Origin of the sequence: Herbaspirillum sp. WKF16 (genome assembly GCF_028993615.1) — a bacterium.
Taxonomy (GTDB): Bacteria; Pseudomonadota; Gammaproteobacteria; order Burkholderiales; family Burkholderiaceae_D; genus Herbaspirillum.
On record NZ_CP118632.1, the window covers coordinates 2,457,174 to 2,479,096 of the forward strand.

General features: G+C 64.5%; 20 protein-coding genes. 7 read left to right on the plus strand and 13 right to left on the minus strand.

Annotation, left to right across the window (positions count from 1 at the left end; all coding sequences use genetic code 11):
- The 3 genes from paoC to Herbaro_RS11215 are packed head-to-tail and all read left to right on the plus strand — an operon-like array spanning position 1 to position 3,800.
- On the plus strand, positions 1 to 2,199 hold the full coding sequence (gene paoC, locus Herbaro_RS11205; RefSeq protein ID WP_275013901.1) for an aldehyde oxidoreductase molybdenum-binding subunit PaoC: 2,199 nt from the start codon (positions 1 to 3) through the stop codon (positions 2,197 to 2,199).
- Positions 2,189 to 2,812, plus strand: a complete 624-nt coding sequence (locus tag Herbaro_RS11210; RefSeq protein ID WP_275013902.1) for a nucleotidyltransferase family protein — start codon at positions 2,189 to 2,191, stop codon at positions 2,810 to 2,812. Before paoC ends, Herbaro_RS11210 begins: the two co-directional genes overlap by 11 nt.
- Positions 2,799 to 3,800: an XdhC family protein gene (locus Herbaro_RS11215; protein WP_275013903.1), complete on the plus strand. Its 1,002-nt coding sequence runs from the start codon at positions 2,799 to 2,801 to the stop codon at positions 3,798 to 3,800. Before Herbaro_RS11210 ends, Herbaro_RS11215 begins: the two co-directional genes overlap by 14 nt.
- A gap of 32 nt (positions 3,801 to 3,832) precedes the next feature.
- On the opposite strand, the gene Herbaro_RS11220 is transcribed toward Herbaro_RS11215, so the two are convergent.
- The 5 genes from Herbaro_RS11220 to Herbaro_RS11240 all read right to left on the minus strand — a co-directional run bounded on the left by Herbaro_RS11220 (position 3,833) and on the right by Herbaro_RS11240 (position 7,807).
- Entirely contained in the window at positions 3,833 to 4,576 is a 744-nt protein-coding gene (locus Herbaro_RS11220; protein ID WP_275013904.1) for an SDR family NAD(P)-dependent oxidoreductase, read from the minus strand.
- Positions 4,577 to 4,747: 171 nt separating this feature from the next.
- Positions 4,748 to 5,845 carry an alkene reductase gene (locus Herbaro_RS11225; RefSeq protein ID WP_275013905.1) on the minus strand — a complete coding sequence of 366 codons (1,098 nt, stop codon included), beginning with the start codon at positions 5,843 to 5,845 and terminating at the stop codon, positions 4,748 to 4,750.
- A gap of 67 nt (positions 5,846 to 5,912) precedes the next feature.
- Positions 5,913 to 6,317 (minus strand): VOC family protein, encoded by a 405-nt coding sequence (locus tag Herbaro_RS11230; RefSeq protein WP_275013906.1) that lies wholly within the window; start codon positions 6,315 to 6,317, stop codon positions 5,913 to 5,915.
- Positions 6,318 to 6,351: 34 nt separating this feature from the next.
- Entirely contained in the window at positions 6,352 to 6,777 is a 426-nt protein-coding gene (locus tag Herbaro_RS11235; RefSeq protein ID WP_275013907.1) for an SRPBCC family protein, read from the minus strand.
- A 16-nt stretch (positions 6,778 to 6,793) separates the two neighbouring features.
- A complete protein-coding gene (locus tag Herbaro_RS11240; RefSeq protein ID WP_275013908.1) occupies positions 6,794 to 7,807 on the minus strand; it encodes an aldo/keto reductase in 1,014 nt (337 codons plus the stop codon).
- A 101-nt stretch (positions 7,808 to 7,908) separates the two neighbouring features.
- Here Herbaro_RS11240 and Herbaro_RS11245 point away from each other — a divergent pair, with 101 nt between their 5' ends.
- The 4 genes from Herbaro_RS11245 (at position 7,909) to Herbaro_RS11260 (ending at position 11,114) form a co-directional block, all read left to right on the plus strand.
- Positions 7,909 to 8,838 (plus strand): LysR family transcriptional regulator, encoded by a 930-nt coding sequence (locus tag Herbaro_RS11245; RefSeq protein WP_275013909.1) that lies wholly within the window; start codon positions 7,909 to 7,911, stop codon positions 8,836 to 8,838.
- A gap of 169 nt (positions 8,839 to 9,007) precedes the next feature.
- The gene (locus Herbaro_RS11250; protein WP_275013910.1) at positions 9,008 to 10,096 is read left to right on the plus strand and encodes a branched-chain amino acid aminotransferase; all 1,089 of its coding nucleotides are present in this window, start codon (positions 9,008 to 9,010) and stop codon (positions 10,094 to 10,096) included.
- A 271-nt stretch (positions 10,097 to 10,367) separates the two neighbouring features.
- Positions 10,368 to 10,592 (plus strand): hypothetical protein, encoded by a 225-nt coding sequence (locus Herbaro_RS11255; protein WP_275013911.1) that lies wholly within the window; start codon positions 10,368 to 10,370, stop codon positions 10,590 to 10,592.
- Between the two features lie 171 nt (positions 10,593 to 10,763).
- Complete coding sequence (locus tag Herbaro_RS11260; protein ID WP_275013912.1) at positions 10,764 to 11,114, plus strand: hypothetical protein; 351 nt, start codon at positions 10,764 to 10,766, stop codon at positions 11,112 to 11,114.
- 154 nt (positions 11,115 to 11,268) lie between these two features.
- Here the strand turns inward: Herbaro_RS11260 and Herbaro_RS11265 are convergent, their stop codons facing one another.
- The 8 genes from Herbaro_RS11265 to Herbaro_RS11300 form a co-directional block, all read right to left on the minus strand.
- A complete protein-coding gene (locus Herbaro_RS11265; RefSeq protein ID WP_275013913.1) occupies positions 11,269 to 11,766 on the minus strand; it encodes a hypothetical protein in 498 nt (165 codons plus the stop codon).
- 187 nt (positions 11,767 to 11,953) lie between these two features.
- Positions 11,954 to 13,009: a hypothetical protein gene (locus tag Herbaro_RS11270; RefSeq protein WP_275013914.1), complete on the minus strand. Its 1,056-nt coding sequence runs from the start codon at positions 13,007 to 13,009 to the stop codon at positions 11,954 to 11,956.
- A 134-nt stretch (positions 13,010 to 13,143) separates the two neighbouring features.
- Positions 13,144 to 13,524 (minus strand): hypothetical protein, encoded by a 381-nt coding sequence (locus tag Herbaro_RS11275; RefSeq protein WP_275013915.1) that lies wholly within the window; start codon positions 13,522 to 13,524, stop codon positions 13,144 to 13,146.
- Positions 13,525 to 13,652: 128 nt separating this feature from the next.
- Positions 13,653 to 15,254 carry an EAL domain-containing protein gene (locus tag Herbaro_RS11280; RefSeq protein WP_275013916.1) on the minus strand — a complete coding sequence of 534 codons (1,602 nt, stop codon included), beginning with the start codon at positions 15,252 to 15,254 and terminating at the stop codon, positions 13,653 to 13,655.
- Positions 15,255 to 15,349: 95 nt separating this feature from the next.
- Positions 15,350 to 17,482, minus strand: coding sequence for an autotransporter domain-containing protein (locus Herbaro_RS11285; protein WP_275013917.1), 2,133 nt, complete (start codon positions 17,480 to 17,482; stop codon positions 15,350 to 15,352).
- A gap of 111 nt (positions 17,483 to 17,593) precedes the next feature.
- Positions 17,594 to 19,639: an autotransporter domain-containing protein gene (locus tag Herbaro_RS11290; protein ID WP_275013918.1), complete on the minus strand. Its 2,046-nt coding sequence runs from the start codon at positions 19,637 to 19,639 to the stop codon at positions 17,594 to 17,596.
- A gap of 1,146 nt (positions 19,640 to 20,785) precedes the next feature.
- On the minus strand, positions 20,786 to 21,256 hold the full coding sequence (locus tag Herbaro_RS11295; protein WP_275013919.1) for a hypothetical protein: 471 nt from the start codon (positions 21,254 to 21,256) through the stop codon (positions 20,786 to 20,788).
- A 34-nt stretch (positions 21,257 to 21,290) separates the two neighbouring features.
- Positions 21,291 to 21,902 (minus strand): TetR/AcrR family transcriptional regulator, encoded by a 612-nt coding sequence (locus tag Herbaro_RS11300; protein WP_275013920.1) that lies wholly within the window; start codon positions 21,900 to 21,902, stop codon positions 21,291 to 21,293.
- Positions 21,903 to 21,923 lie beyond the last annotated feature (21 nt).

The following is a 21,923-nucleotide window of genomic DNA, read 5'->3' on the forward strand; positions in this document are numbered from 1 at the left end:
ATGCGATTCGATACGCCCGCGACCAACAACCCTATCGACCAGCTGAAGATCGTCGGCAAGGCGGTCGACCGCGTCGACGGCCGCCTCAAGACCACCGGCGCCGCGCCTTACGCCTACGAGCAGAACGAGGCCGCGCCCGACGCCGCCTATGGCTATATCGTCGGCGCCGCCATCGCCAAGGGGCGCATCCGCTCCATGAACACCTCGGCGGCGCGGCATGCGGCCGGCGTGCTGGAGGTCGTCACCGCCGACAACGCCGGCCGGCTTGGCCGGGGAAGCAAGAACACCGCGAGCCTGCTCGGCGGCCCCGAGATCCAGCACTACCACCAGGCCATCGCGCTGGTGATTGCCGAGACCTTCGAGCAGGCGCGGGCGGCGGCGCAGCTGATAGAGGTCAGCTACGACGAGGCCGCCGGCGCCTTCGACCTGGCCGCGGCCAAGGGCGAACCGGCGCTGTCCGGGCCGCAGAAGGGCGACAAGCGCATCGGCGATTTCGAAGGCGCCTATGCCGGCGCGGCGGTCAGGCTGGATGCCACCTACACCACGCCGGATCATTCGCACGCCATGATGGAGCCGCATGCGTCGATTGCGGCATGGAACGGCGACCAGCTGACCGTGTGGACCTCCAACCAGATGGTCGACTGGGGCCGCGGCGATCTGGCCAGGACCCTGGGCGTGCCCAAGAACAAGATCCGCCTGGTGTCGCCCTACATCGGCGGCGGCTTCGGCGGCAAGCTATTCCTGCGCGCCGATGCGGTGCTGGCGGCGCTGGGCGCGCGGCTGGTGCGGCGGCCGGTGAAGGTCGCCCTTCCCCGCCCCATGATCTTCAACAACACCACCCACCGGCCGGCGACCATCCAGCGCATCCGCATCGGCGCCGCGCGCGACGGCAGGATCAGCGCCATCGCCCATGAGAGCTGGTCGGGCGACCTCGCCGGCGGCAAGCCCGAGGACGCCATCCAGCAGACCCGTCTGCTGTACGCCGGCGCCAACCGCATGACCGGTACGCGCCTGGCGCAGCTGGACCTGCCGGAGGGCAACGCCATGCGCGCGCCCGGCGAGGCGTCCGGGCTGATGGCGCTGGAAATCGCCATGGATGAGATGGCGGAAAAACTGAAGATGGACCCCATCATGTTCCGCATCAAGAACGAGACCAAGGTCGATCCGGAGAATCCTGCGCGGCCCTTCTCGCAACGCCGGCTGATCGAATGCCTGCGCACCGGCGCCGAGCGTTTCGGCTGGAAGGAGCGCAATCCGGCGCCGGCTTCCCGGCGCGAGGGTCAATGGATGATCGGCATGGGCGTGGCCGCGGCCTTCCGCAACAACCTGGTGATGCGCTCGGGTGCGCGCCTGCGCCTGTCGCCGGCGGGTGTGGTCACGGTGGAAACCGACATGACCGATATCGGCACCGGCAGCTACACCATCATCGCCCAGACCGCCGCCGAAATGATGGGCGTCGGATTGGACAGGGTGACGGTCAAACTGGGCGATTCCGACTTCCCCATTTCCGCCGGCTCCGGCGGCCAATGGGGCGCCAACAGCTCCACGGCCGGCGTCTATGCCGCCGCCGTCAAGCTGCGCGAAGCCGTGGCGCAACGCCTGGGCCTGGACCCCGCCTCGGCCGAGTTCGCCGATGGCATGGTGCGCGGCGCCGGCAAGGCCATCCCGCTGGCGCAGGCCGCGATGCAGGGTGAGCTGGTGGTGGAAGACACCATGGAATACGGCGACCTCAGCAAGCGCTACCAGCAATCGACCTTCGGCGCGCATTTCGTCGAGGTCGGCGTGGACAGCAATACCGGCGAGATCCGCATCCGGCGCATGCTGGCCGTGTGCGCGGCGGGACGCATCCTCAATCCCAAGTCGGCGCGCAGCCAGGTGATCGGCGCCATGACCATGGGCGTGGGTTCGGCCCTGATGGAAGAGCTGGTGGTGGACAAGCGCCGCGGCTTCTTCGTCAACCACGACCTGGCCGGTTACGAGGTGCCGGTGCACGCAGACATCCCGCATCAGGAGGTGGTGTTCATCGAGGAAACCGACCCTGTCTCCTCGCCGATGAAGGCCAAGGGCGTGGGCGAGCTCGGCCTGTGCGGCGTCGGCGCGGCGATCGCCAACGCGGTCTACAACGCCACCGGGGTGCGCGTGCGCGATTACCCGGTGACGCTGGACAAACTGCTCAAGGGACTGCCCGATGCCGCCTGATCCGCTCGTCCAATCGCCCGTGGTGCTGGTGCTGGCCTCGGGCGCCGGCCGGCGCTTCCTGGCCTCCGGCGGCCGGGAGCACAAGCTCGCGGCGCCGCTGGCGGGCCGTCCGCTCATCGAGCATGTCATGGAAAAGGTGGCCGCCAGCGGCCTGCCCAGCCATGTGGTGCGCGGCATCGACGGCGGCATGGGCGCCTCGATTGCGGCCGGCGTCGCCGCCACGCAGGGCGCCGCCGGCTGGCTGGTCTTGCCGGCCGACCTGCCGCTGATCCTGCCGGGCAGCCTGAGGCGCGTCGCCGCCCTGCTCGACGAGCATGCCGTGGTAGTGCCGCGGCGCGGATCGGCGCCGGGTCATCCGGTGGGCTTTGCTCGCCAATGCCTGGCGCAGTTGCTGCAATTGCGCGGCGATGCCGGCGCCAGGTCGGTGGTGGAGCGCTATCGCGCGCGCGGCGCGGTCCACGACGAGGCGCTGGAGGACGACGGCATCGTCATGGATATCGACACCGTCGACGACCTGGCGCGCATTGAAAACCTCATCATCGAAGCCCGCATGAAAATGCCCGGCATGGCCGCCATGGCCGATACTGCAGGAGACTCGCATGGAAGGCATTGACATCAGCGTCCTCAGGCACCTGCTCGCCTGGCGCCAAAGCGACCGGCGCGCCATGCTGGCCACCGTCGTGCATACCTGGGGCTCGTCGCCGCGCCCGCCCGGCGCGATGATGGCGCTGTGCGAAGACGGCCGCATCGTCGGCTCAGTCTCGGGCGGCTGTATCGAAGACGACCTGGCCAGCCGCTATGGCGGGACGGGGATGGCGACGGCGGACATCCCGCAGTTGGTGAGGTACGGCGTCGATGCGGATGAGGCGCACCGCTTCGGATTGCCTTGCGGCGGCACGCTGGAACTGATGCTGGAATTCGATCCGGACGCAGCGCAGCTCGGCGAGCTGGTGAGCCTGCTCGATGCCGGCGCACTGGTGCGTCGCCGCCTGCGCCGCAGCGACGGCGCGGTCACGCTGGAGAAGACCGCCGCGCCGGCCGCAGTGCAATTCGACGGCCGACATCTGGAGCTCACCCTGGGGCCGGGCTACCGCATGCTGCTCATCGGCGCCGGTGCGCTGTCGCAATACCTGGCCACGATGGCGCTGTTCAACGGCTTCGACGTCACGCTCTGCGACCCGCGGCGCGAGCATCTCGACACCTGGGCCGTGGCCGGCGTCAAGACCACCACCGAGATGCCCGACGACGCCGTGGTCGCATTCCAGGCCGACCGCCGCAGTTGCATCGTGGCGCTGACGCACGATCCCAAGCTGGACGACCTGGCGTTGCTGGAGGCGCTGCACAGCCCGGCCTTCTACGTCGGCGCCATCGGCTCGCGCCGCAACAGCGACAGCCGCCGCGAACGCCTCGCCAAGCACTTCGGCGAGACGCGCGCCTCGCTGGCGCGCCTGCACGGCCCGGTAGGCATCTACATCGGCAGCAAGACGCCACCTGAAATCGCCGTCAGCGTAATGGCCGAGATCCTGGCCACCAAGAACGGCGTGCTGCTGCCCGCCGCCATGCAGATCGAACATGCCAAGGACAACCTGCAGGCGGCCTGAGCACCGCACGGCATCCTTCAAGCGCCCCGGCCTCAGGTCAGGTTCAAGCCCCCATCGGCCACCAGGATCTCGCCGGTCAGGTAATTCCCCTTGACCAGCATCGCGACCAGGTCGGCGATGTCGTCAGGTTGCGCGGCCCGGCGCATGGGCGCCTTGGTGCGCCAGGTCTCTTGCGCGGCGCACCAGTCGGCGGTGAGCGGCGTGTCCACCAGGCCGGGGGCGATGGCGTTGACGCGGATCGCGGGAGCCAGCGTCAGCGCCAGCAGCCGGGTCACGTGGTTCAGCGCGGCCTTGGTCGCGGCGTAGGGGATGGAGGCGCCCTTCGGGCGCACGCCGGCGTGGGAGCTGATGTTCACCACGCAGGCCGGGCGCTCCGGGCGCGCCGACTCCCGCAGCGCGGCCTCGGCCAGCGCGACCAGGCGGAACGGCGCCACCACGTTCACCTCGTTCAACTCATGCCAGACCTCCGAGGTCGCGGCACCCAGATCGCCATGCGGGATGACGCGGCTGATCCCCGCGTTGTTGACCAGCACGTCCAGGCGCCCGTAGTGGCCGAGCGTCGTCTCGATCAGCCGCCGGCGGTCGGACTCCAGCGCAAGATCAGCCTGCACGTAGATCGCGGCAGGAAGCTGCGCGGCGAACTGTTGGCCGGCCTTCGCCGACGACCGGGAGTGGACGACTACCGCGTAGCCGTCCCGCGAGAGCCGTGCCGCCACGGCCTTGCCGATGCCGGAGGTCGAACCGGTGACCAAGGCCACGGGGAGGGTTGATGTCATGGACGCCGCCAGTAAGGAGAACAGGCGCTAAAAATAACATCGATGCGCGCAATCGGCCTGGTGTTTTTTTGCGCCCCCCTTCCCCTGCCCGCTCCCGCAAACGGAAACGCCCGCATCAGCGGGCGTTTTTCATGCATGGCGCAACGAAGTGCGGTTCAGTGGTTCAGCGGTTCAGCGAGCCAGCACCGGGTAGTCGGTATAGCCTTCGGCCCCGCCGCCGTACAGCGTGGCGCGGTCGGGTTCGGCCCAGGGCGCGTCCAGCTTCAGGCGTTCCACCAGGTCCGGGTTGGAGATGAACGGACGGCCGAAGGCCACCATGTCGGCGTGGCCGGAAGCGATTGCGTCCATCGCCATCTGGCGCTGGTAGCTGTTGTTGGCGATGTACTTGCCGCCGAAGGCCGCGTGCAGCTTCTTGAAATCGAAGGCGGAGGCGGCGTTGTCGCCGCGGGTCTGGCCTTCCACGCAATGCAGGTAGGCCAGGCCCAGCTTGCCCAGCTGCTCGGCGTAGTAGAAGTAGGTGCGCTCGGGATCGCTGTCCAGCGGCGTGTCGCCGGCCGAGCGGGTCAGCGGCGACAGGCGCACGCCGACGCGGTCGGCGCCCCAGATCTCGGCCACCGCGCTGACCACTTCCACCGGGAAGCGCACGCGGTTTTCCAGCGAGCCGCCGTATTGGTCGGTGCGCCGGTTGGTGCTGTCGCGCACGAACTGCTCCAGCAGGTAGCCGTTGGCCGAGTGCACTTCCACGCCGTCGAAGCCGGCTTCCTTGGCGCGACGGGCGGCGTTGCGGTAGTCCTCCAGGATGCGCGGGATTTCCGCGGTCTCCAATGCGCGCGGCATCGAGGGGCGGGCCTGGGTGCGCGACTCCAGGAATACCAGCTCGCCGGCCTGGATCGCCGACGGCGCCACCGGCGGCTGGCCGTTCTCCTGCAGCGAGTCGTGCGAGATGCGGCCCACGTGCCAGAGCTGGTTGACGATCTTGCCGCCGGCCTGGTGCACGGCGTCGGTGATCTTGCGCCAGGCGGCGACGTGTTCGTCGGTATAGATGCCGGGCGTGAAGGCATAGCCGCGCCCTTCGCGCGAGATGTTGGTGGCTTCGCTGATGATCAGGCCGGCGGCGGCGCGCTGGCGGTAGTACTCGATGGCCAGCTCGCTGTGCACGCCGTTCATGTCGGCGCGCGAGCGCGTCAGCGGCGCCATGGCGACGCGGTTGGCGACGCCGATGGCGCCGATGTGGGTGGGCGAGAAAAGATCAGATCCGGTGCTTGACACGATATTGGCTCCTGTTTGAAAAGACTGCTCGGTTGAGTGTGTTGTTGCCTTGATCCGAACAACGGCTTCAACTGCGCGCCGCCTGCGAATCGGTTGAAACGGATGAAACGAATGCGCTGCCCTGTATCAACTCCGCCGGGATGCCCGCCGGCGAGCAGATGCGCGTCACGCCGCCTTCAGGCGGCCGCCCGCAGAGTTCGGCGCCGTTAGCCAGCAGCCGGCGGCAGGCCGCGCCGACATCGGGCACCACGTAGGCCAGGTGGCAGCCGTTCCTGGGATCGCCCCTGATCATCTCGACCAGCGGCGGCTGCTCCCGCGCTCCCGGCGGCGCCAGATCGTTCATGGCGCACAACCCCTGCGCCAGTTCGACGTGGCGGATCACCTGCACGCCCAGCGCCCGCCGGTAGAACATGGCGGCCTGCTGCGCCGGCGATGCGCCGGCCTCCTTCACATGCAATTGCGGCTTCTTCATCGCATATCTCCCATGACCGGCCGGCGCGCCTGCTTCAGGCGCCCTGCCCGGCCAGGCTCAGCGCCAGCGCCTTGAGGCCGTCTTCATAGATGCCGCGAAACAGCGCCGAGGCTTGCTCGTCGCTCACGCCACGGGGCGTGAATTCGCCGGACCACTCGACCACCGATCCGCCCTGCTCGCCGCCGGGCCTGACCCGCAGCGTTGACCGATACCCCGTCACCGGGAACGGCGCCTCCAGGATCGCGTAGCTGTAGCTGCGCCCGGCGTCGCTGTAGTCCAGCAGGCGTTCGACGATGCGCTCGCCCGACGGCGTGGCCAGGCTGCGCAGGCGGCCGCCTTCGGAGAGTTCCGACTTGGGAATGTAGGGCAGCCAATCCGGCAGCGAACCGAAGCCGCCGATGAGCGCCCAGACCCGGCCGGCATCTACCGGCAGTTCCAGTCTTGCTTGTGCTGTCGCCATCTCGTTCTCCTGGCGATCAACGCACGCCGGGCAGCGGCGCGACGGCGCTGACCAGGCCTTGTTCGCGCAGCTCGCGCCAGAAGTCCTGGGGAATCGTCTCCGCCAGGGCCAGCTTGTCTTCGGCGATGCGCTCGGGCTTGCTGGCGCCGGGGATGACCGCGGCCACTGCCGGATTGGCCAGGGCGAACTGCAGCGCGGCGGCCTTGATGCTCACGCCATGCCGTGCCGCGACCGCCTTCATGCGCGCCACCTTGGCCTTGATCTCTTCCGAGGCCGGCTGGTATTCGAAGTGCGTGCCGCCGGCCAGGATGCCGGAGCTGTACGGGCCGCCGACGACGATCTCCACGCCCTGCGCCAGGGCGGTCGGCATCACACGCTGCAATGCGCGCTCGTGGTCCAGCATGCTGTAGCGGCCGGCCAGCAGGAAGCCGTCGGGCTTGGCTTCTTCCAGGTCCATGGTCAGTTCCAGCGGCTCGACGCGGTTCACTCCCAGGCCCCAGGCCTTGATCACACCCTCGTCGCGCAGGCGGGTCAGTGCGCGGAAGGCGCCGGTGCGGGCTTGCTCGAAGCGCGCCAGCCATTCGTCGCCGTAGAAGTCCTGGGCGATGTCGTGGATCCAGACGATGTCCAGGCGGTCGGTGCCGAGGCGCTTCAGGCTGTCGTCGATGGAGCGCAGGGTGGCGTCGGCCGAGTAATCGTTGATCACCTTGTTCTTGCGGCCATGCTGGAACAGCGTGCCCTTCTCGCCGAACTCCTGCGGGCCGCTGATGACTTCGTCCAGCACCAGGCGACCGACCTTGGTGCTGATCACGTAGTCGTCGCGCTTGTATTGGGCCAACGCCTGGCCCAGGCGGATCTCGGCCAGGCCGGCGCCGTAGAAAGGCGCGGTGTCGAAGTAACGGATGCCGTGCTCCCATGCGGCATGTACCGTGGCGGCGGCTTCCGCCTCGGGGATATCGCGAAACATGTTGCCCAGAGGGGCGGTGCCGAAGCCCAGCACGCTGCCCTTGATCTTGTCCTTGATGCTCATCGCCAACTCCTGAAAATTTGTTGAGGTGAAGCGAGTTTAGGGTGGCGAATTGAGTCTGTCCAAGACATAATATGACCAAGTTGAGCTATTGGAGGTCTTAAATGTTGGACATCAAGCAACTGCATTATTTCGTCACCGTGGCCGAGGAAGAGCACGTCGGTCGGGCCGCCGAGCGGCTCTACATCTCGCAGTCGCCGCTGAGCCGGCAGATCGCGCAGCTGGAAGAAAAGCTCGGCCTGATCCTCTTCGAGCGCAGCCAGCAGCGCATCAAGCTGACCGCCGACGGCCGCGTGTTCCTGGGCGAGGCGCAAGCCTTCCTGACGCACGCCAAGCGGCTGGAATCGATGGCGCGGCGCCTGGGGCGCGGCGACGAAGGCGGCCTGTGCATCGGCTACCTGGAGAACGCCATGCACTCGGGCGTGCTGCACCAGGCGCTGCGCGAACTGCTGACCGAGCGCCCGGCCATCCACATCGCGCTCTACAACCAGTCCAACGCCGCGCAGATCGAAGGCCTGCGCCAGCGCAGCCTGGATGTGGGGCTGATCTGCGCGCCCATCCCCGAGGACGATCCCGAGCTGGTCTCCTACCAGGTGCTGAGCGACCCGATGCTGCTGGCGCTGCCCGTCAGTCACCCCTTGGCCAACGCGAAGAAATTCACGCCCAAGGACCTGGCCGAGCAGAAATGGATAGGCGTGGTGCACAAGGAAGGCGTGCGCCGGCACGACAACTTCATCGCCGCCTGCGCGGAAGCCGGCTTCGCGCCGGCCATCTCGGTCGAGGCCAGCGAGCCGCTGGCGGCGCTGGGCCTGGTCGCCGCCGGCCTGGGCGTGACCATGGTGCAGCGCAGCCTGCGCCAGCAGGCGCCCGAAGGCGTGGTGCTGCACGAGGTGCCCTGGCTGAACTACCGCACCTCGCTGTGGGTGGCGTGGCACCGGGTGGCGCTGCGCCCGCTGGTGACGCACTTCCGCGAGCTGCTGCAAAGCTCGCGCCTGATCGTGCCGATCAGGAAGGCGCGCGCGCTGGCCGCCTGATCCGGCTGGCGCAAAAACGCCCGCGCATGCGGGCGTTTGCACCGCCTCTCCCCGGCCTGTCGGGCGCCGCAGCAGCGATGGTTTCTTTCAAAGTTGCGCAATCGGGTATCCTAGTCGGGTTGTGGGAGGGTTATACCCTCCGGTGTTCCTCTTAACTTGATTCTTGGCAATGACTACCCAACAATTCTTTTCCACGCAGAAATCCATTCAAGTCGCCACCGACAAGCGTGAAGCGGCGATGCAGAATCCCGGTTTCGGCAGCGTCTTTTCCGCCAACATGGCTTCGGCCCGCTACACCGCCGCCGATGGCTGGCATGACGGCCAGATCGCGCCCTACGCCCCGCTGGCGATCGCCCCCAGCGCCCTGGTGTTCCACTATGCCCAAGAGATCTTCGAAGGCCTGAAGGTGTACAGCCAGGAAGACGGCAGCATTTCCCTGTTCCGCCCCGACGCCAACGCGCGCCGCTTCGTCAAGTCGGCCGAGCGCCTGGCCATGGCGCCGCTGCCGGTTGAACTGTTCCTCGAGTCCGTCGAGAAGCTGGCCCTGACCGACCGCGACTGGATCCCCAAGCAACGCGGCTCCTCGCTCTACCTGCGCCCGGTGATGTTCGCCTCGCAAGCCGCGCTGGGCGTGAAGCCCGCCAACGAATACTCCTACTACGTGCTGGCCTGCCCGGTCGGCGACTACTTCAAGGACGGCAACTCCGGCATCTCGCTGTGGGTCTCGGAGAACTACTCGCGCGCCGGCATCGGCGGCACCGGCGAAGCCAAGTGCGGCGGCAACTACGCTGCCAGCCTGGCCGCGCAGGCCGAAGCTCAGCGCCAAGGTTGCGACCAGGTGGTGTTCCTGGACAGCCGTGAAAAGACCTGGGTGGAAGAACTGGGCGGCATGAACATCTTCTTCGTCTTCAAGGACGGCTCGATCCAGACCCCGCCGCTGGGCGGCACGATCCTGCCGGGCGTGACCCGCGACTCGCTGCTCAAGCTGGCCGCGCGCCTGGGCATCGAAGCCCGCGAGGAACCCTACTCCATCGAGCAATGGGAAGCCGACGCCCGCAGCGGCAAGCTGGTCGAAGCCTTCGCCTGCGGCACCGCGGCCGTCATCACGCCGATCCGCCAGGTCAAGCGCGCCACCTCCGAGTTCGCCATCGGCGACGCCAAGGCCGGCGCCATCACCCTGCAACTGAAGAACGCCCTGCTGGACATCCAGCAAGGCCGCGCCGAAGACCCCTTCGGCTGGGTCAAGCGCCTGGCCTGATCCGCCATCGTCACCGACAGCGCCTTGCGCTGCCGGTGACGGATCAGGCTGCCCTCCCTCCTCCATCGCGCGGCGCCGCCGCCAGCTCGGCCTTGCCTTCCCTCCCCTCTGCTTCAATACGGAAATCCCCAATCTGCCGAGGGCAGATACAGAACTCTTGGGAACGCTTCGTCGAACAAGTCGTTGATGGCCACCGTTTATGCGAGGCCGCGGCAATCGTCATCAAAAAGCAATGCCATCTTGGCGCATCGCCCAACTCCCGGAGATCGCCATGGCTTCATCCACCTTCCGCGCCACCTACCGTGATTTCGAGATCACCATCGTCGGGTACGAAATCCCCGAAGGATGGCGTATGGCCGTCGAACTGAAACGAGGCAACCGGGTTCAGGTCATGCGCGATACGGGGCGTGTGTTCCGGGACTTTGCCAGCTTGAGATGCGTGGGGGTGCTGACTTCGCACATTGCGATCATGGAAGAGACGACGGGGCTGGAGTGAGTTTTGGATTGTTTGCTGCGCGGTGTGTTCTTGTTGCGCCAGTTGGCGAGCCGCAGCGGCTGAACTAGCGATATTGCACTAGCTAGTTCATAGACTATGCTCTTAACTCGGGTCGTGAATCAGAGGATCCGAGGAGTACTTATAAACCTGATCAATATAAAAGGAACGAGCATGAGCAGAGTAAAGGTTGGAAAATACTTCCTGAATTCAGATGGCGTAAATCCGGTCGTGCAAGTGATTGCCCCAGCGACGAATACACAGGGCGCAATTCTTCGCACGATTTTCATGTTTGCAGGGCCATCAACAGGACTTGCTGCGGCATTTCTTTACGCAGACACGTCTGCGCCGAGTGTCGCCGGCGACGCGAGCAAGCGCTTGATTGCCCAAGTCAATGCGCTGGGAAATACCACCAACGGCATCATCGTCCCCTACGAAATTGAAGTCCCTGCGGGCTTAGGTGTCTGGATTGGCCAGCAGCTGGGAGGCCGCGTAGAGCTGACCTGGGATCTCATCAGCGTCTAGGCGACGATTTATAAGGGGGCCAGGCTCACGCCTTGCCCCCTTTCGAATATCCTCGTCCGATTTCCCAACCGTTCCTCACCTTTTCTAAATTTTCTTAGTATCTCGCTATCCGTTAGGGCAGCTTCTGGCTAGAAGCAGTCCTCTGTCGATACCTCTATTTATCCGTGGAGTATATGGATACATCGGTAATGCGTTCGCCTGTAGGAGTAACAGCATAACCCGGTGTGAGCTTGATAATTCCTTCACGATACAAGCTGTTGAGGATATCGCCGGCAAGTTTCTCCGAGCGCAATAGCGGTTGGTCGGTATTGATATTCACTTGCGTACGTCCTCCCCAAATCTTGGTGTGTTTTTGGAAGTCAAATAACGTCAAATCGTACTGCACCCAACAGCTCCCTGTTTTCGACTGAGAAAACTGGCTGGCCTCAATGCGAACCTCGTACCTGGTATTGGTTCTGCGAGCGTTGTTAGTCTCAACCTTCTCAATCTTGATGCCGTTGGTCTGGAACGTGCTGGGAACACGAACCAACATCGCCGGGACATATCTATTGCGATACGCATCCACATCTTTGGCCGCTGCAAAACTCGCCTGTCCGATGTCACCCAAAAGCAGTCTCAGCGTGACGGTATCAATGGCTTCATCCGGTTGCACGAATTTCTGCGACTTGTCGGCCGTCGCAGTGCAGCCGGCGAGTACGATAAGCGAACCTAGTACCAGGAACCTACGCAAATTCATTTTTCCCCCGTGTATTAATTGGACTTGTAACATTAGCAGGATTGCCGACGGCCGATTGCGGACGTGCAGGCTATCAGAGCATCAAATGGCAATGATTGAAAAATTAAGTAGAAATAGGATTCTCTCCCAGCTTCTTCAATACGAATTTTCCCCGTTCAGCCACTGGCGATGAGACATCTTCGGCGAAGCGGCGAGCCAAATCTAAGGTCGGAATTCCGACAGTGTTCATTTCCCTGACGAGGGCCTCGGAGGCAACACCTCTCACGATTGAAGAACGGTCTGATGCCGCTGCCTTCAAAACGTCCACCAGTACAGGCGCAATCGTCAGCGGCCTTATTCCACGTATTTTTTCCACTCGACCTTTGCAGTACCTCACATCCGTCCATCTCCAACGAGCCCCCTCGCCCCATGTTGCCTCCTGGAGAAGTAGCGTTCTATAGGCTTTCGCACGCACGGCAGGCTGAACTGCGCGCATGGCAATTGCCATCAAGTGTTCGTCCAAGATGGATGTTCTTAAAATTTGAGTAAGCGCTTGAGGCATTGGCCCCATTGGGGACGAAATCAATCGATCTATGAGCTCTGGAGCGACGTCTTTGATGGCGATGAGGTTCAAGACTGTTTGACTGTCAGGCTCATCCATACGCCCCCAGGAAGACCAGGCGGGGAGCAATGCACATATTGCATCAGCTACATGTTCAGGGGCGGTTACCCTCGCAATTTCTGGAACAGCCTCTCTGGCGGCACTTCGGACTTGCGGAACCCAGTCATTGAGACGCCGTGCAGCCAAGGCAAAGAAGAAGCTATTGGGTGCGGCTCCTGCCAGCGTGCGCAAAGTGCGTTCCCGGACATAACCATTAGCATCGGCCAAATCAATCCAACTCAGAATTCGAGTACGCTCTACGCGCTCTGCAGAAAGTGAGAAAAGCGACCACCACTTGTTCTTTTTAATAGCGGCAAGGGTATGTATTGAGGATGAGAGTTCGCGACGAATTACGTACTCCCATCGAGTCATGTTTGATGGCGGCAAGAGAGATGTCAGGCGAACGAGTTCGGCCATGGCGGTGGCTCGCTCGTTAGCCAGGTTTGACGACGTGGCGAGAGTTTTGACTCCAATCCGCAACTCCTCTTCGATAAGCGAATATTTCCTGTCGAGATTCAAGTGTGTTTTCCCATATCTTAGAAACATTTCCTTGGAAGTAGCCCAGTGAACATCTCCGTTCTTGGCCGATTGCGGACGTCTCCTAAGTGCAGCCGCTGTACCAATACATTTAATAATTAGCGAATCTCCGATTGCTATCTATCGGTCGGTTCACTATCGGAGGGTATTAAATTCCAGTAGCACAGATAACAGGCAAAAATTATTGCGGGCAGCACTGTCAGGGCCCCGTGGCTGAAGAGGACTACCGAGATAATTCCGAACACAAATCCGACCAGCAGAGCGCCGGGATGGACATAGCGGTTGTATATCCACTTCACTGAAAACCTGATCCAGAAGAACCAGGCGATAGCGGGAAATAGTATCGGCCATTCAAGATTATCCAACCGCAGTCCCTTCTCGATCCATCCTGCGAGCACTGCGGCAATGAACACCATGCTAAATAATAACGGCCATGCCGTTACAAGAAAAATGGCAAAGAAAACTGCAAATCGCTTGGAATGTATCTGGTTTTTCATGTTGTCATCGTGAACAGATTTTAGTTGGCGAGTTCATTTCTGGCCGGTGTCGAGAAAATGCGCAAACGGGGGCGGATCGGGAGACTGAAGAACGAGCCGCTCCGACCACGGCTCCCGCCCAACCACTCTCAAATCCGATTCCTCCGCGACCGCTGGATGACATACGGGCCAGGGCCGTGGAATGCCACTGCCCGGGCGTAGAAGATCAGGAAGTCCTGCGCCGGGAGCGCCTTGGAGAAGAGCCATCCCTGTACCAGTTCGACCTGGCGCTTGGCAAGGTAGTCGGCTTGCTCCTGGGTTTCGACGCCTTCGGCGATGATGAACATCTTCAGGCTCTTGGCGATGTCGATGATGTGGCCGATCACCGAGCTGGCGGCGGAGCCGGTGCCGATGGTGGCGACGAAGGATTTGTCGATCTTGATGGCGTCCATGGGCAGGCCTTGCAGGTATTGCAGGCTGGAGTAGCCGGTGCCGAAGTCGTCGATGGCGGTGGAGTGGCCTGAGCGGCGGGCCTTGTTCAGGGTTTCCTTGGCGGAGTCGATGTCCATGTAGCTGCGCTCGGTGGCTTCCAGCCAGATCTGCTCGTGGCGGATGTCGGTGCCGGCGAGCGCGGCGTCGATCACGGGGAGGACGCGGCCGGTGCGGATGTCGTCGGCGCAGAGGTTCAGGGAGACGTGCATCGAGCGGTCCTTGGCCAGGGTTTCGCCGAGGTCGCGGACGATGCCGTGGATGACCTGGTCGGTGATGGGCTTGATCAGGCCGGTCTTTTCGGCCAGCGGAATGAAGAGGTCTGGGTTGACCATCGCGCCGTTGCGCTTGCGCCACCTCACCAGCGCCTCTGCGCCGACACAGCGGCCGGAGTGCAGGTCCATGATGGGCTGGTAGTGAACCTCGAACTCGCCGCGCGCGACCGCCCTCTTCAACTCGGCTTCCGGCGAGAGACGCTTGCGGGCCAGCACGAAGGTGACCACCACGATGAACAGGCTGATGAAGGCGCCCAGCGGCATCATCCATTGCTGCTGCTTCTTCAGGCTGGCCTGCAAGGCGGCCACGGGCGTGGCGGCGACGGCGGTCCAGCCGTTCTTGAAGGCCTTGGCGAAGAGGAAGTCTTTCTCGGCGCTGCGCACTTCGTTGCGCAGGATGCTTTGCATGAGGCCGGCGTTGCTGCCGGCGTCGCCGATGACGGTCATGCCGTCGTCCCTGGCCAGGGCGAGCTGCACGCCTTCATCGACCACGATGTCGCCGAAGCGGCCGGCGTTGATCAGGGCGTTGTACTCCGCCATCTGCACCGACAGCATCTTGTCGCCGACGGCGAACCCCGGCTGCATGCTGAGCTTGACCTTCAGCCTGGCCGCGTCGAAATTGTCCATGTGGCGCGACTCGACCTTGGGATCAACCAGGCCCCAGGAGGTGCACTTCAGCACCCCGGATTGGGAATAGCCGATCTCGTCGACCGAGCGGGTGTTGACCGTCAGCTTGCGCATGAGCGCGATGTGCTCCGGAGAACACAGCGCCAGCGTGGAGGCGTTGAGCTCGTAGAGCGCGTCGTAGGACTGATTGAGCGATATCTTGGAGCGCTCCAGCACGCTTTGCGCGAAGTTGCGCAGGCGCGCCTGCTCGATCTCGACCGCGGAGTTCCATGAGAGCCAGGCCATGAGGGCGATCGGGATCGCGCCTCCGATGAGGCCGCAAAGCACGGCCACGGTAATTACCTTGATTTTGTCCATCATCCCGTTACTTCCCCTTTCCTTGATGTGTCATCCCTTCAGGCCGCGCGGAGCCGGGAATCGTCTTGTCCCGGTTGTCCCTCCGCTGGCCCGTCGGGTTACCAGTTGATGCGATAGCCGGCATAGGCCCAGCGCTTGGGGCCATCGTCCCGGGTTGAAACGTTCAGCATGGCCGAGGCCACGCCGGGGCCGGCCTGGGCTTCCAGGCCGATGCCGGCGCGCAGCCAGTTTTGCTTGTAGGTCTGGCCCGGCAGGTCGAAGGCGAAGCCGCCCGGGCCGATCAGCGTGCCGGAGGCGCCGCCGCCTTCGCGGTTCAGGCGGCGCACGCCTTCGAGGCGGGCGGTCAGCGTGAGGTCGTCGCTGGCGCGCCAGGCGGCGTCTGCGCCCAGGCGGGCCTGGGTGGCGTGTTCGGCGCGGCTGTTCCAGGCCACGGGGAAGCCGCCGCCGGCCTCGGTGTAGGCGGCCACACGGCCGCGGTAGTGGGTCAGCGAGACATAGGGCGAGAGCGACACGCCTTGCCACGCCAGGGCATCGATCCAGTCTGCGCGCAGGCGCAAGGCGGCGGTGCGGGTGGCGGGTGAGCCGGAGGTGCCGACCATCGTGCCGGCGTTGAGGTAGTTGCGCCGGATGTCGGCGCTGCCCCAGTTGTAGTAGCCGGAGGCGCTCAGGCGCACGTCGGGCGCGGTCGGCAGCCTGACGATCACCTCGGGCACGATGAAGCTGCCCTGGTTGCCGATGCGGCCGCTGTCGACCAGATCCTGGCGCGAATAGGTGCGGCCGATGGCCAGCTTGAGCATGACGTCGTCGCTCAGGCCGTAGGCAAAGCCGACCTCGCCTGCGCCGATGCCGCCCTGGTTGTCACCCTTGCTGAAGCGGCCGACGTCGCCCGCGACCCACGCGCTCTGCCCGCCAGCCTGCAACAGATGGCGCATGGGGCTGCCGTGCAGGCCGTGGAGGACGAGATCGGCATCGGCGATCTGTTGCACCTGCGGGAGAATTGGCAGGGTTCGGATGTAGGCGGGGATGATGATGGCGCCGGAGCCTTGTGGGGATACGCGCGCCAGATAAGCGACTTTGTCAGTCGTGGTGCCCACTACGACTGAACCGTCGGAACTCACGGCGTTGCCCGAACTTGCAATGAAGCTGGGGGCAACCGTCGTTCCCGCTGCCGCTAGCCATTGGCTGATCGTCTGCATGCCTCCGGCCTGCGTCCAACGGAACGCGCGTGAAGCATTGCCTGCGGCGCCATCGTTGGTATCGCCGACGACTACCCGGCCATCGGCTGAAACGCCACGCGCACTCGAAGCGTTGCCGCCATTGATGGCCCCCAGACTGACCATGCCGCCGGCTTGCGTCCAACGAAAGGCGCGTTGCGCGTTGCTTGCGGCACCGTCGTTGGCATAGCCGACGACCACGCTGCCATCGGCAGAAACTCCCCGGGCATACGAGAGATTCCCGGCATTGAGCGTTCCCAAACTGAGCATGCCGGTTGCCTGCGTCCAGCGGAACGCGCGAGATGCGCCGCCAGCGGAACTGTCGGCAGAGTGCCCCACCACCACGCGGCCGTCAGATGAAGCCGCAAATGCATTGGAGGACAAGCCGCCCAGCGTTCCCAAACTGACCATGCCGCCGACCTGCGTCCAGCGGAAGGCGCGCTCTACATTGCCCGCGCTGCCATCTGCCGAGAGACCCACGATTACGTTGCCATCGGCGGATATAGCGGCAGCTCTCGAGTAAACACCACCATTGAGTGTTCCAAGGCTGACCATGCCACCGGCAGACGTCCAACGAAAGGCCCGGTTGTTGTTGCCTGCTGCGCCATCGTATGCGTCGCCCGCCACTACGCTGCCATCAGCGGAAACAGCAGTAGCCAGCGCGTAACTTCCACCACGGAGCCTTCCCAAATCAACCATGCCTCCGGCTGGCGTCCAGTAGAAGGCAGAGTTTCCGCTGCCGGCCGAACCGGTCACATAACCCACGATCACATTGCCATTGGATGACACGGAACGTGCGACGGAGGTAATACCATTGGGCAGAATCCCCAATGAGACCACCTCTGCTCGCACCGCCATGGGCGCCCACGTGCAGGCAATGGCCATGCACATCCAGAACAATTTACGCACAGGGCGCAATTTACTTCCCTCTTGGCTACGGAAGGTCAGCAACAGAGCATCTTTCGAAGCATGCGTCTGTGGGGAAACCTTTTTCTCGTACATATTCATTCGATTCATCCCTGAAAATCCTTAATCGATCAATGACCGGACCGGCCGCCGAACTCTGGGTGCTCCCGCGGGAGACTGCCGTTGCATGCGGCGCGGTTCAGTCGGTCGGCCCGGCTCGCATCACCACTCGATGCGGTAGCTGGCGCTGGCCCAGCGCTTGGGGCCTTCGCTGTCGGTGGAGAGGTTCAACATGGCCGAGGCGGTGCCGGCGCCCAACTTGGCGTCGAGGCCCAGACCGGTGCGCAGCCAGTTCTGCTTGCCGGCCTGGCCGGCGTTCTCGAAGCTGAAGCCGCCGGGGCCGATCAAGGTGCCGGAGACGCCGCCGCCCTGACGGTTCAGGCGACGCACGCCTTCCAGGCGGCCGAGCAGGGTCAGGCCGTCGTTGGCGCGCCAGGTGGCGTCTGCGCCGAGGCGAGCTTCGGTGGCGTTTTCGGCGCGGGCGTTCCAGGCGACGGGGAAGCCGCCGCCGCTCTCCGTGTAGGCCTTGAGGCTGGTGCGGTAGTGGGTCAGCGAGGTATAGGGCGAGAGCGACAGGCCGCCTTGCGCCAGTGCGTCGATCCAGTCCACTCGCAAGCGCAGGGCCGCGGTGCTGGCGCCGGGTGTGCCGCTGGAACCGACGACGTTGCCGGCATTGACGTAGTTGCGCTTGATGTCGGCGTTGCCCCAGTTGTAGTAGCCGCTGGCGCTCAGGCGCAGGTCGGGCGCGCTGGCCACCTTGACGATGATCTCCGGGGCGAGGTAGGTGCCCTGGATGCTGGCGCGGCCGCCATACAGCAGGTTCTGGTGGGTATGGGTGCGGCCGAGGGCCGCGCGGATGGTGACGTTGTCAGAGAAGCCGTGGGAAAAACCGATCTCGCCCGCGCCGATGTCGCCATTGGCGCCCGACCTGGTGAACTGGCCCCACTCGCCTGCCACCCAGGCGCCCTGCTGGCCTTCGCGCAGTTGCATGCGCATGGGGATGCCATGCAGGCCGTGCATGATGACGCTGGCGTCGGCCAGCATTTGCGATCGTGCGGCGGCCGGTTGGCCCAGTGTTTGCACGTAGTCATTCAGGCGGATGATGCCGGAACCCGAGCTCTGGCCAAATGATGCGCCAGGGCTTGGCGCCGGGCCTGCTGCCGGGCCCGGCGTCCATGAGCGGGCCAGGAAGGGGCCGCCGTCGGTCATGGTGCCGGCGACGACGGAGCCGTCGGCGTTGGTGGCATGGGCAATCTGCGGCTTGAAATCGGCGGCCACGGTGACGCCCGCCTCCGCCAGCCATTGCGCGATGCTCTGCATGCCGGTGGCTTGCGTCCAGCGGAAGCCGCGATTGGCGTTGCCGGCGGCGCCATCGTTGGAGGAACCGACGACCACCAGGCCGTCGGTCGATATGCCGTAGGCGGTGGAGCTCGAGCCATTATTGAGGGTGCCGAGGTCCTTCAGGCCGCCTGCCTGCGTCCAGCGGAAGGCCCGGTCACCGGCGGCCGAGGCGGAATAGCCTACGACCGCGCTGCCATCGCCCGACACGCCATTGGCGTAGGAGTAGGCGCCGCCGGCGAAGGTCCCCAGGCTCTCCATGCCATCGGCCTGCGTCCAGCGGAACGCGCGCGTTGCGTTACCGCTGGTGCCATTGTGGGCAAAGCCCACGACCGTGGTGCCATCCCGCGATACGGCTCGCGCATAGGAGGACAGGCCGTTATTCATCGTGCCCAGGCTCTGCATGCCCGTGGCCTGCGTCCAGCGGAAGGCGCGGAATGCATTGGACTCCGCACCGTCATCGGCGACGCCCACGATGACATCACCGTCCCCGGAGATGTCATAGGCTGCGGATTCGTTGCCGCCGTTAAGCACGCCGAGGCTCCGCATGCCGGTGGCTTGTGTCCATCGATACGCGCGACTCGCATTGCCAAGCGCACCATCGCCTGCGGTGCCGGCGATGACAGCGCCATTGGCCGAGACACCCTCGGCGTAAGAGAACAAGCCGCCGTTGAGCGCGCCGATGGCCACGAGGCCGCTCGACTGGGTCCAGCGGAATGCGCGATAGGCATTGCCGGCCGTCGAGTCCCTGACGCTGCCAACGGCAATGCTGCCGTCGGCCGAGAGACCCGCCACCGAGGCCGAGGAGAGGACCTGAACTACATTGCCCGGCAAGGCGCCCATCGAAAGCACCTCAGCCTGCGCGAGCATCGGCGCGAATGCGCAAGCGATTGCGGCGTAGAGCACACCCGGCTTGAACGTACTCCGTCTCGCGCCAGCCCGTGCGGCGGGCAGATTGGGTGAACGTGTTGGTGCATGCATGTGGAAGGGACTGAGCTGGAGAGCGAGGAAGGAGCTGTGTGCCCCGGCGCGCGGGCCGGTGGCGGCTGCCTCCTTCAAAGGAGAAGGCATGGGAGTGAGTGCGGAAGCATTCATGGTGAACTTGGTCGATTCCTGAAAATGATTGATGAAAAAGCGGCTTGCCTTGGGCACGGATCCACGCGGATATGCGGGGTGGCCATGTGATTGCGTCGTCGTGGGAGATGACAGCGACTGCGATCTGCGCGTCGCGTTGAGAACTGCTGAAGTGATTTCCTGCAGCCGGCAGTGCTGGTTGTGTGCACTGCAATACATGGCGGGGCGAAACGTAGTACGACGAACCTTACCGAGTGCCTGCAAAGGCAGAAAAAGGGATGAGAGCTGGCGATATGTCGAGCTTTCCCTCCCCGACTTCGAAGCGCTCCTCAAGCGACGGGACGAACAACGCCCTGCGCAATCGCATTGGCGACAGCACCCGTGGCGGCCGGATCTTGGGTTGCGAACGGCGGCAAGCTGCCAGCGGTGAGCGGAAAGCCGCGCATGGCAGTGCGACGGCGACGAAGACCGCCGCGCCGCAAGAAAGTCAGCAAGTCGTACGCGTGATGAGCCAGCGCGACGGCAGAAGCAATCTCCCGGCGCCGGTGGACGATATCCGTCCTCCCGTGAGGGATACGACATGCTGCGTTACCGGTAGCAAGTGCTTCGCCGGGTTGCTCGGCTTGCCCGCTGCGACGTTCTTCCGTGGTGGAGCAAACGCCTGGACAAGATGCCTGGGCGGCATCGGAGCGCGTCGCGTGGGAGCAACCGGGATCGGTCTCCGGGCCAGGCGAGAACAGCCTGGGCAGCGACGCGCTATTGGGCCAACAACGGCCTGTGCAGCGGATTGGGCGCGGTGGGGGTGCCGCGCGCGCCGCCGCTGGCCGTGTGGGGACGGCATGAGCGCTCCGGGTGGGAGCGATGGCCGGTCAGGGCCATCGGCGGGCGTGAAACGAGTTGATGCAGTTGAAAACGGCGATGGCGGAAAAAGGAAAAGGATCCTCAGCCCGCGGCGGCGGCGCCCAAGGCCCGGAAGTTCGCGGGTGTGGCGAAGCTCCGGTATTGGGCCTGCATGTCTTGCGTCAGCACCTCGATGAGCGTGGTGTTTTCGATCCACACTTCGATGACGTCGAAGAAGTTTTGCCCGCGGGTGCCGCGCACGGCGCGCCAGCCTTCGCGATGGCCGAGGGCCAGCACCTGCTCGGCGTCGAGCGAGCTGCCCACGGCGAGGTGGAAGCCGCTGTATTGCGCGTGATCGGCGTCGATCAGGTCGAACGCGCCCTGGCCAAAGCCGGGAGCGATGACGCGATCGCCCGGATAGCATTCGATGATGGTGCCGCGGTCGTCGCCGGAAACGGCCATCCATGCGCCGGGAAACGATGGGAAGGGAGCGGCGAAACCGCCCCAGAGTTCGGCCAGAACCCTGGCCACATGGCGCGGGTCGCGCGCCGGGATTGATGCGTGGAAAATCATGTGCTGCTCCTGCAGCCCGACATGGCTGCGATGGCTACGTGCCGCGCGGGCTTGATTTTCGGCGCGCCTCCTCAAGGAGCGCACCGATGGACGCAATGGCTGCACGCGCGGCGGCTTCACCATCCATATCCCAGTAGTCTTTGAAATTGGCCCAGGTGGTCGCCGAGTACAGTTGCTGGATCACTGCTGCAAGGCGCAGCAACTCGGCTTCGGGCAGTTCCCCTACTTCGTGCGTGACCAGCGCGCGGAAGGCCCCCTGGCGTTCGGCGCTGGCATTGATACGTGAAGTTCGCCCGACGGGCGAGGCAAGCATGCCGCGGATGAGCGGTTCGCGGCTGTCGAAGGACTTGAAGTCGTCGACCAGCCGGCCGGCCAGCTCGGCAAAGCTTTCAGGGAAACGGTCGCGCTTGATGGCAGTGGGCGCCCAAGCCCAGAATGCCTCCAACAGCGCTTCCTTGTTGGCGAAATAGCGGTAGATCGTGCTTTCGCCGATATCGGCTTCGCGAGCGATCTCGGCGAAGCTCAACTGCGCCAAACCGCTGCTCTCCAGGCGGCTTGCTACGGCCTGCAGGATGTTTTCACGAGTACGGGACTTGTGTTTATCGCGCAGGCCATGGGCATCGCCGGGATTGCCAGTCAATTTCATGAGAGTGATACTCTCATTTGA

What these genes read in the sequence shown, in the direction of transcription:
- Herbaro_RS11300 (WP_275013920.1), bottom strand. Translation starts at nt 21,902, where the DNA reads ATGAAATTGACTGGCAATCCCGGCGATGCCCATGGCCTGCGCGATAAA.
- Herbaro_RS11235 (WP_275013907.1), bottom strand. Translation starts at nt 6,777, where the DNA reads ATGGCGACAGCACAAGCAAGACTGGAACTGCCGGTAGATGCCGGCCGG.
- Herbaro_RS11245 (WP_275013909.1), top strand. Translation starts at nt 7,909, where the DNA reads ATGTTGGACATCAAGCAACTGCATTATTTCGTCACCGTGGCCGAGGAA.
- Herbaro_RS11230 (WP_275013906.1), bottom strand. Translation starts at nt 6,317, where the DNA reads ATGAAGAAGCCGCAATTGCATGTGAAGGAGGCCGGCGCATCGCCGGCG.
- Herbaro_RS11295 (WP_275013919.1), bottom strand. Translation starts at nt 21,256, where the DNA reads ATGATTTTCCACGCATCAATCCCGGCGCGCGACCCGCGCCATGTGGCC.
- Herbaro_RS11285 (WP_275013917.1), bottom strand. Translation starts at nt 17,482, where the DNA reads ATGAATCGAATGAATATGTACGAGAAAAAGGTTTCCCCACAGACGCAT.
- Herbaro_RS11220 (WP_275013904.1), bottom strand. Translation starts at nt 4,576, where the DNA reads ATGACATCAACCCTCCCCGTGGCCTTGGTCACCGGTTCGACCTCCGGC.
- Herbaro_RS11260 (WP_275013912.1), top strand. Translation starts at nt 10,764, where the DNA reads ATGAGCAGAGTAAAGGTTGGAAAATACTTCCTGAATTCAGATGGCGTA.
- paoC (WP_275013901.1), top strand. Translation starts at nt 1, where the DNA reads ATGCGATTCGATACGCCCGCGACCAACAACCCTATCGACCAGCTGAAG.
- Herbaro_RS11240 (WP_275013908.1), bottom strand. Translation starts at nt 7,807, where the DNA reads ATGAGCATCAAGGACAAGATCAAGGGCAGCGTGCTGGGCTTCGGCACC.
- Herbaro_RS11210 (WP_275013902.1), top strand. Translation starts at nt 2,189, where the DNA reads ATGCCGCCTGATCCGCTCGTCCAATCGCCCGTGGTGCTGGTGCTGGCC.
- Herbaro_RS11290 (WP_275013918.1), bottom strand. Translation starts at nt 19,639, where the DNA reads ATGCTCGCGCAGGCTGAGGTGCTTTCGATGGGCGCCTTGCCGGGCAAT.
- Herbaro_RS11275 (WP_275013915.1), bottom strand. Translation starts at nt 13,524, where the DNA reads ATGAAAAACCAGATACATTCCAAGCGATTTGCAGTTTTCTTTGCCATT.
- Herbaro_RS11255 (WP_275013911.1), top strand. Translation starts at nt 10,368, where the DNA reads ATGGCTTCATCCACCTTCCGCGCCACCTACCGTGATTTCGAGATCACC.
- Herbaro_RS11215 (WP_275013903.1), top strand. Translation starts at nt 2,799, where the DNA reads ATGGAAGGCATTGACATCAGCGTCCTCAGGCACCTGCTCGCCTGGCGC.
- Herbaro_RS11250 (WP_275013910.1), top strand. Translation starts at nt 9,008, where the DNA reads ATGACTACCCAACAATTCTTTTCCACGCAGAAATCCATTCAAGTCGCC.
- Herbaro_RS11280 (WP_275013916.1), bottom strand. Translation starts at nt 15,254, where the DNA reads ATGATGGACAAAATCAAGGTAATTACCGTGGCCGTGCTTTGCGGCCTC.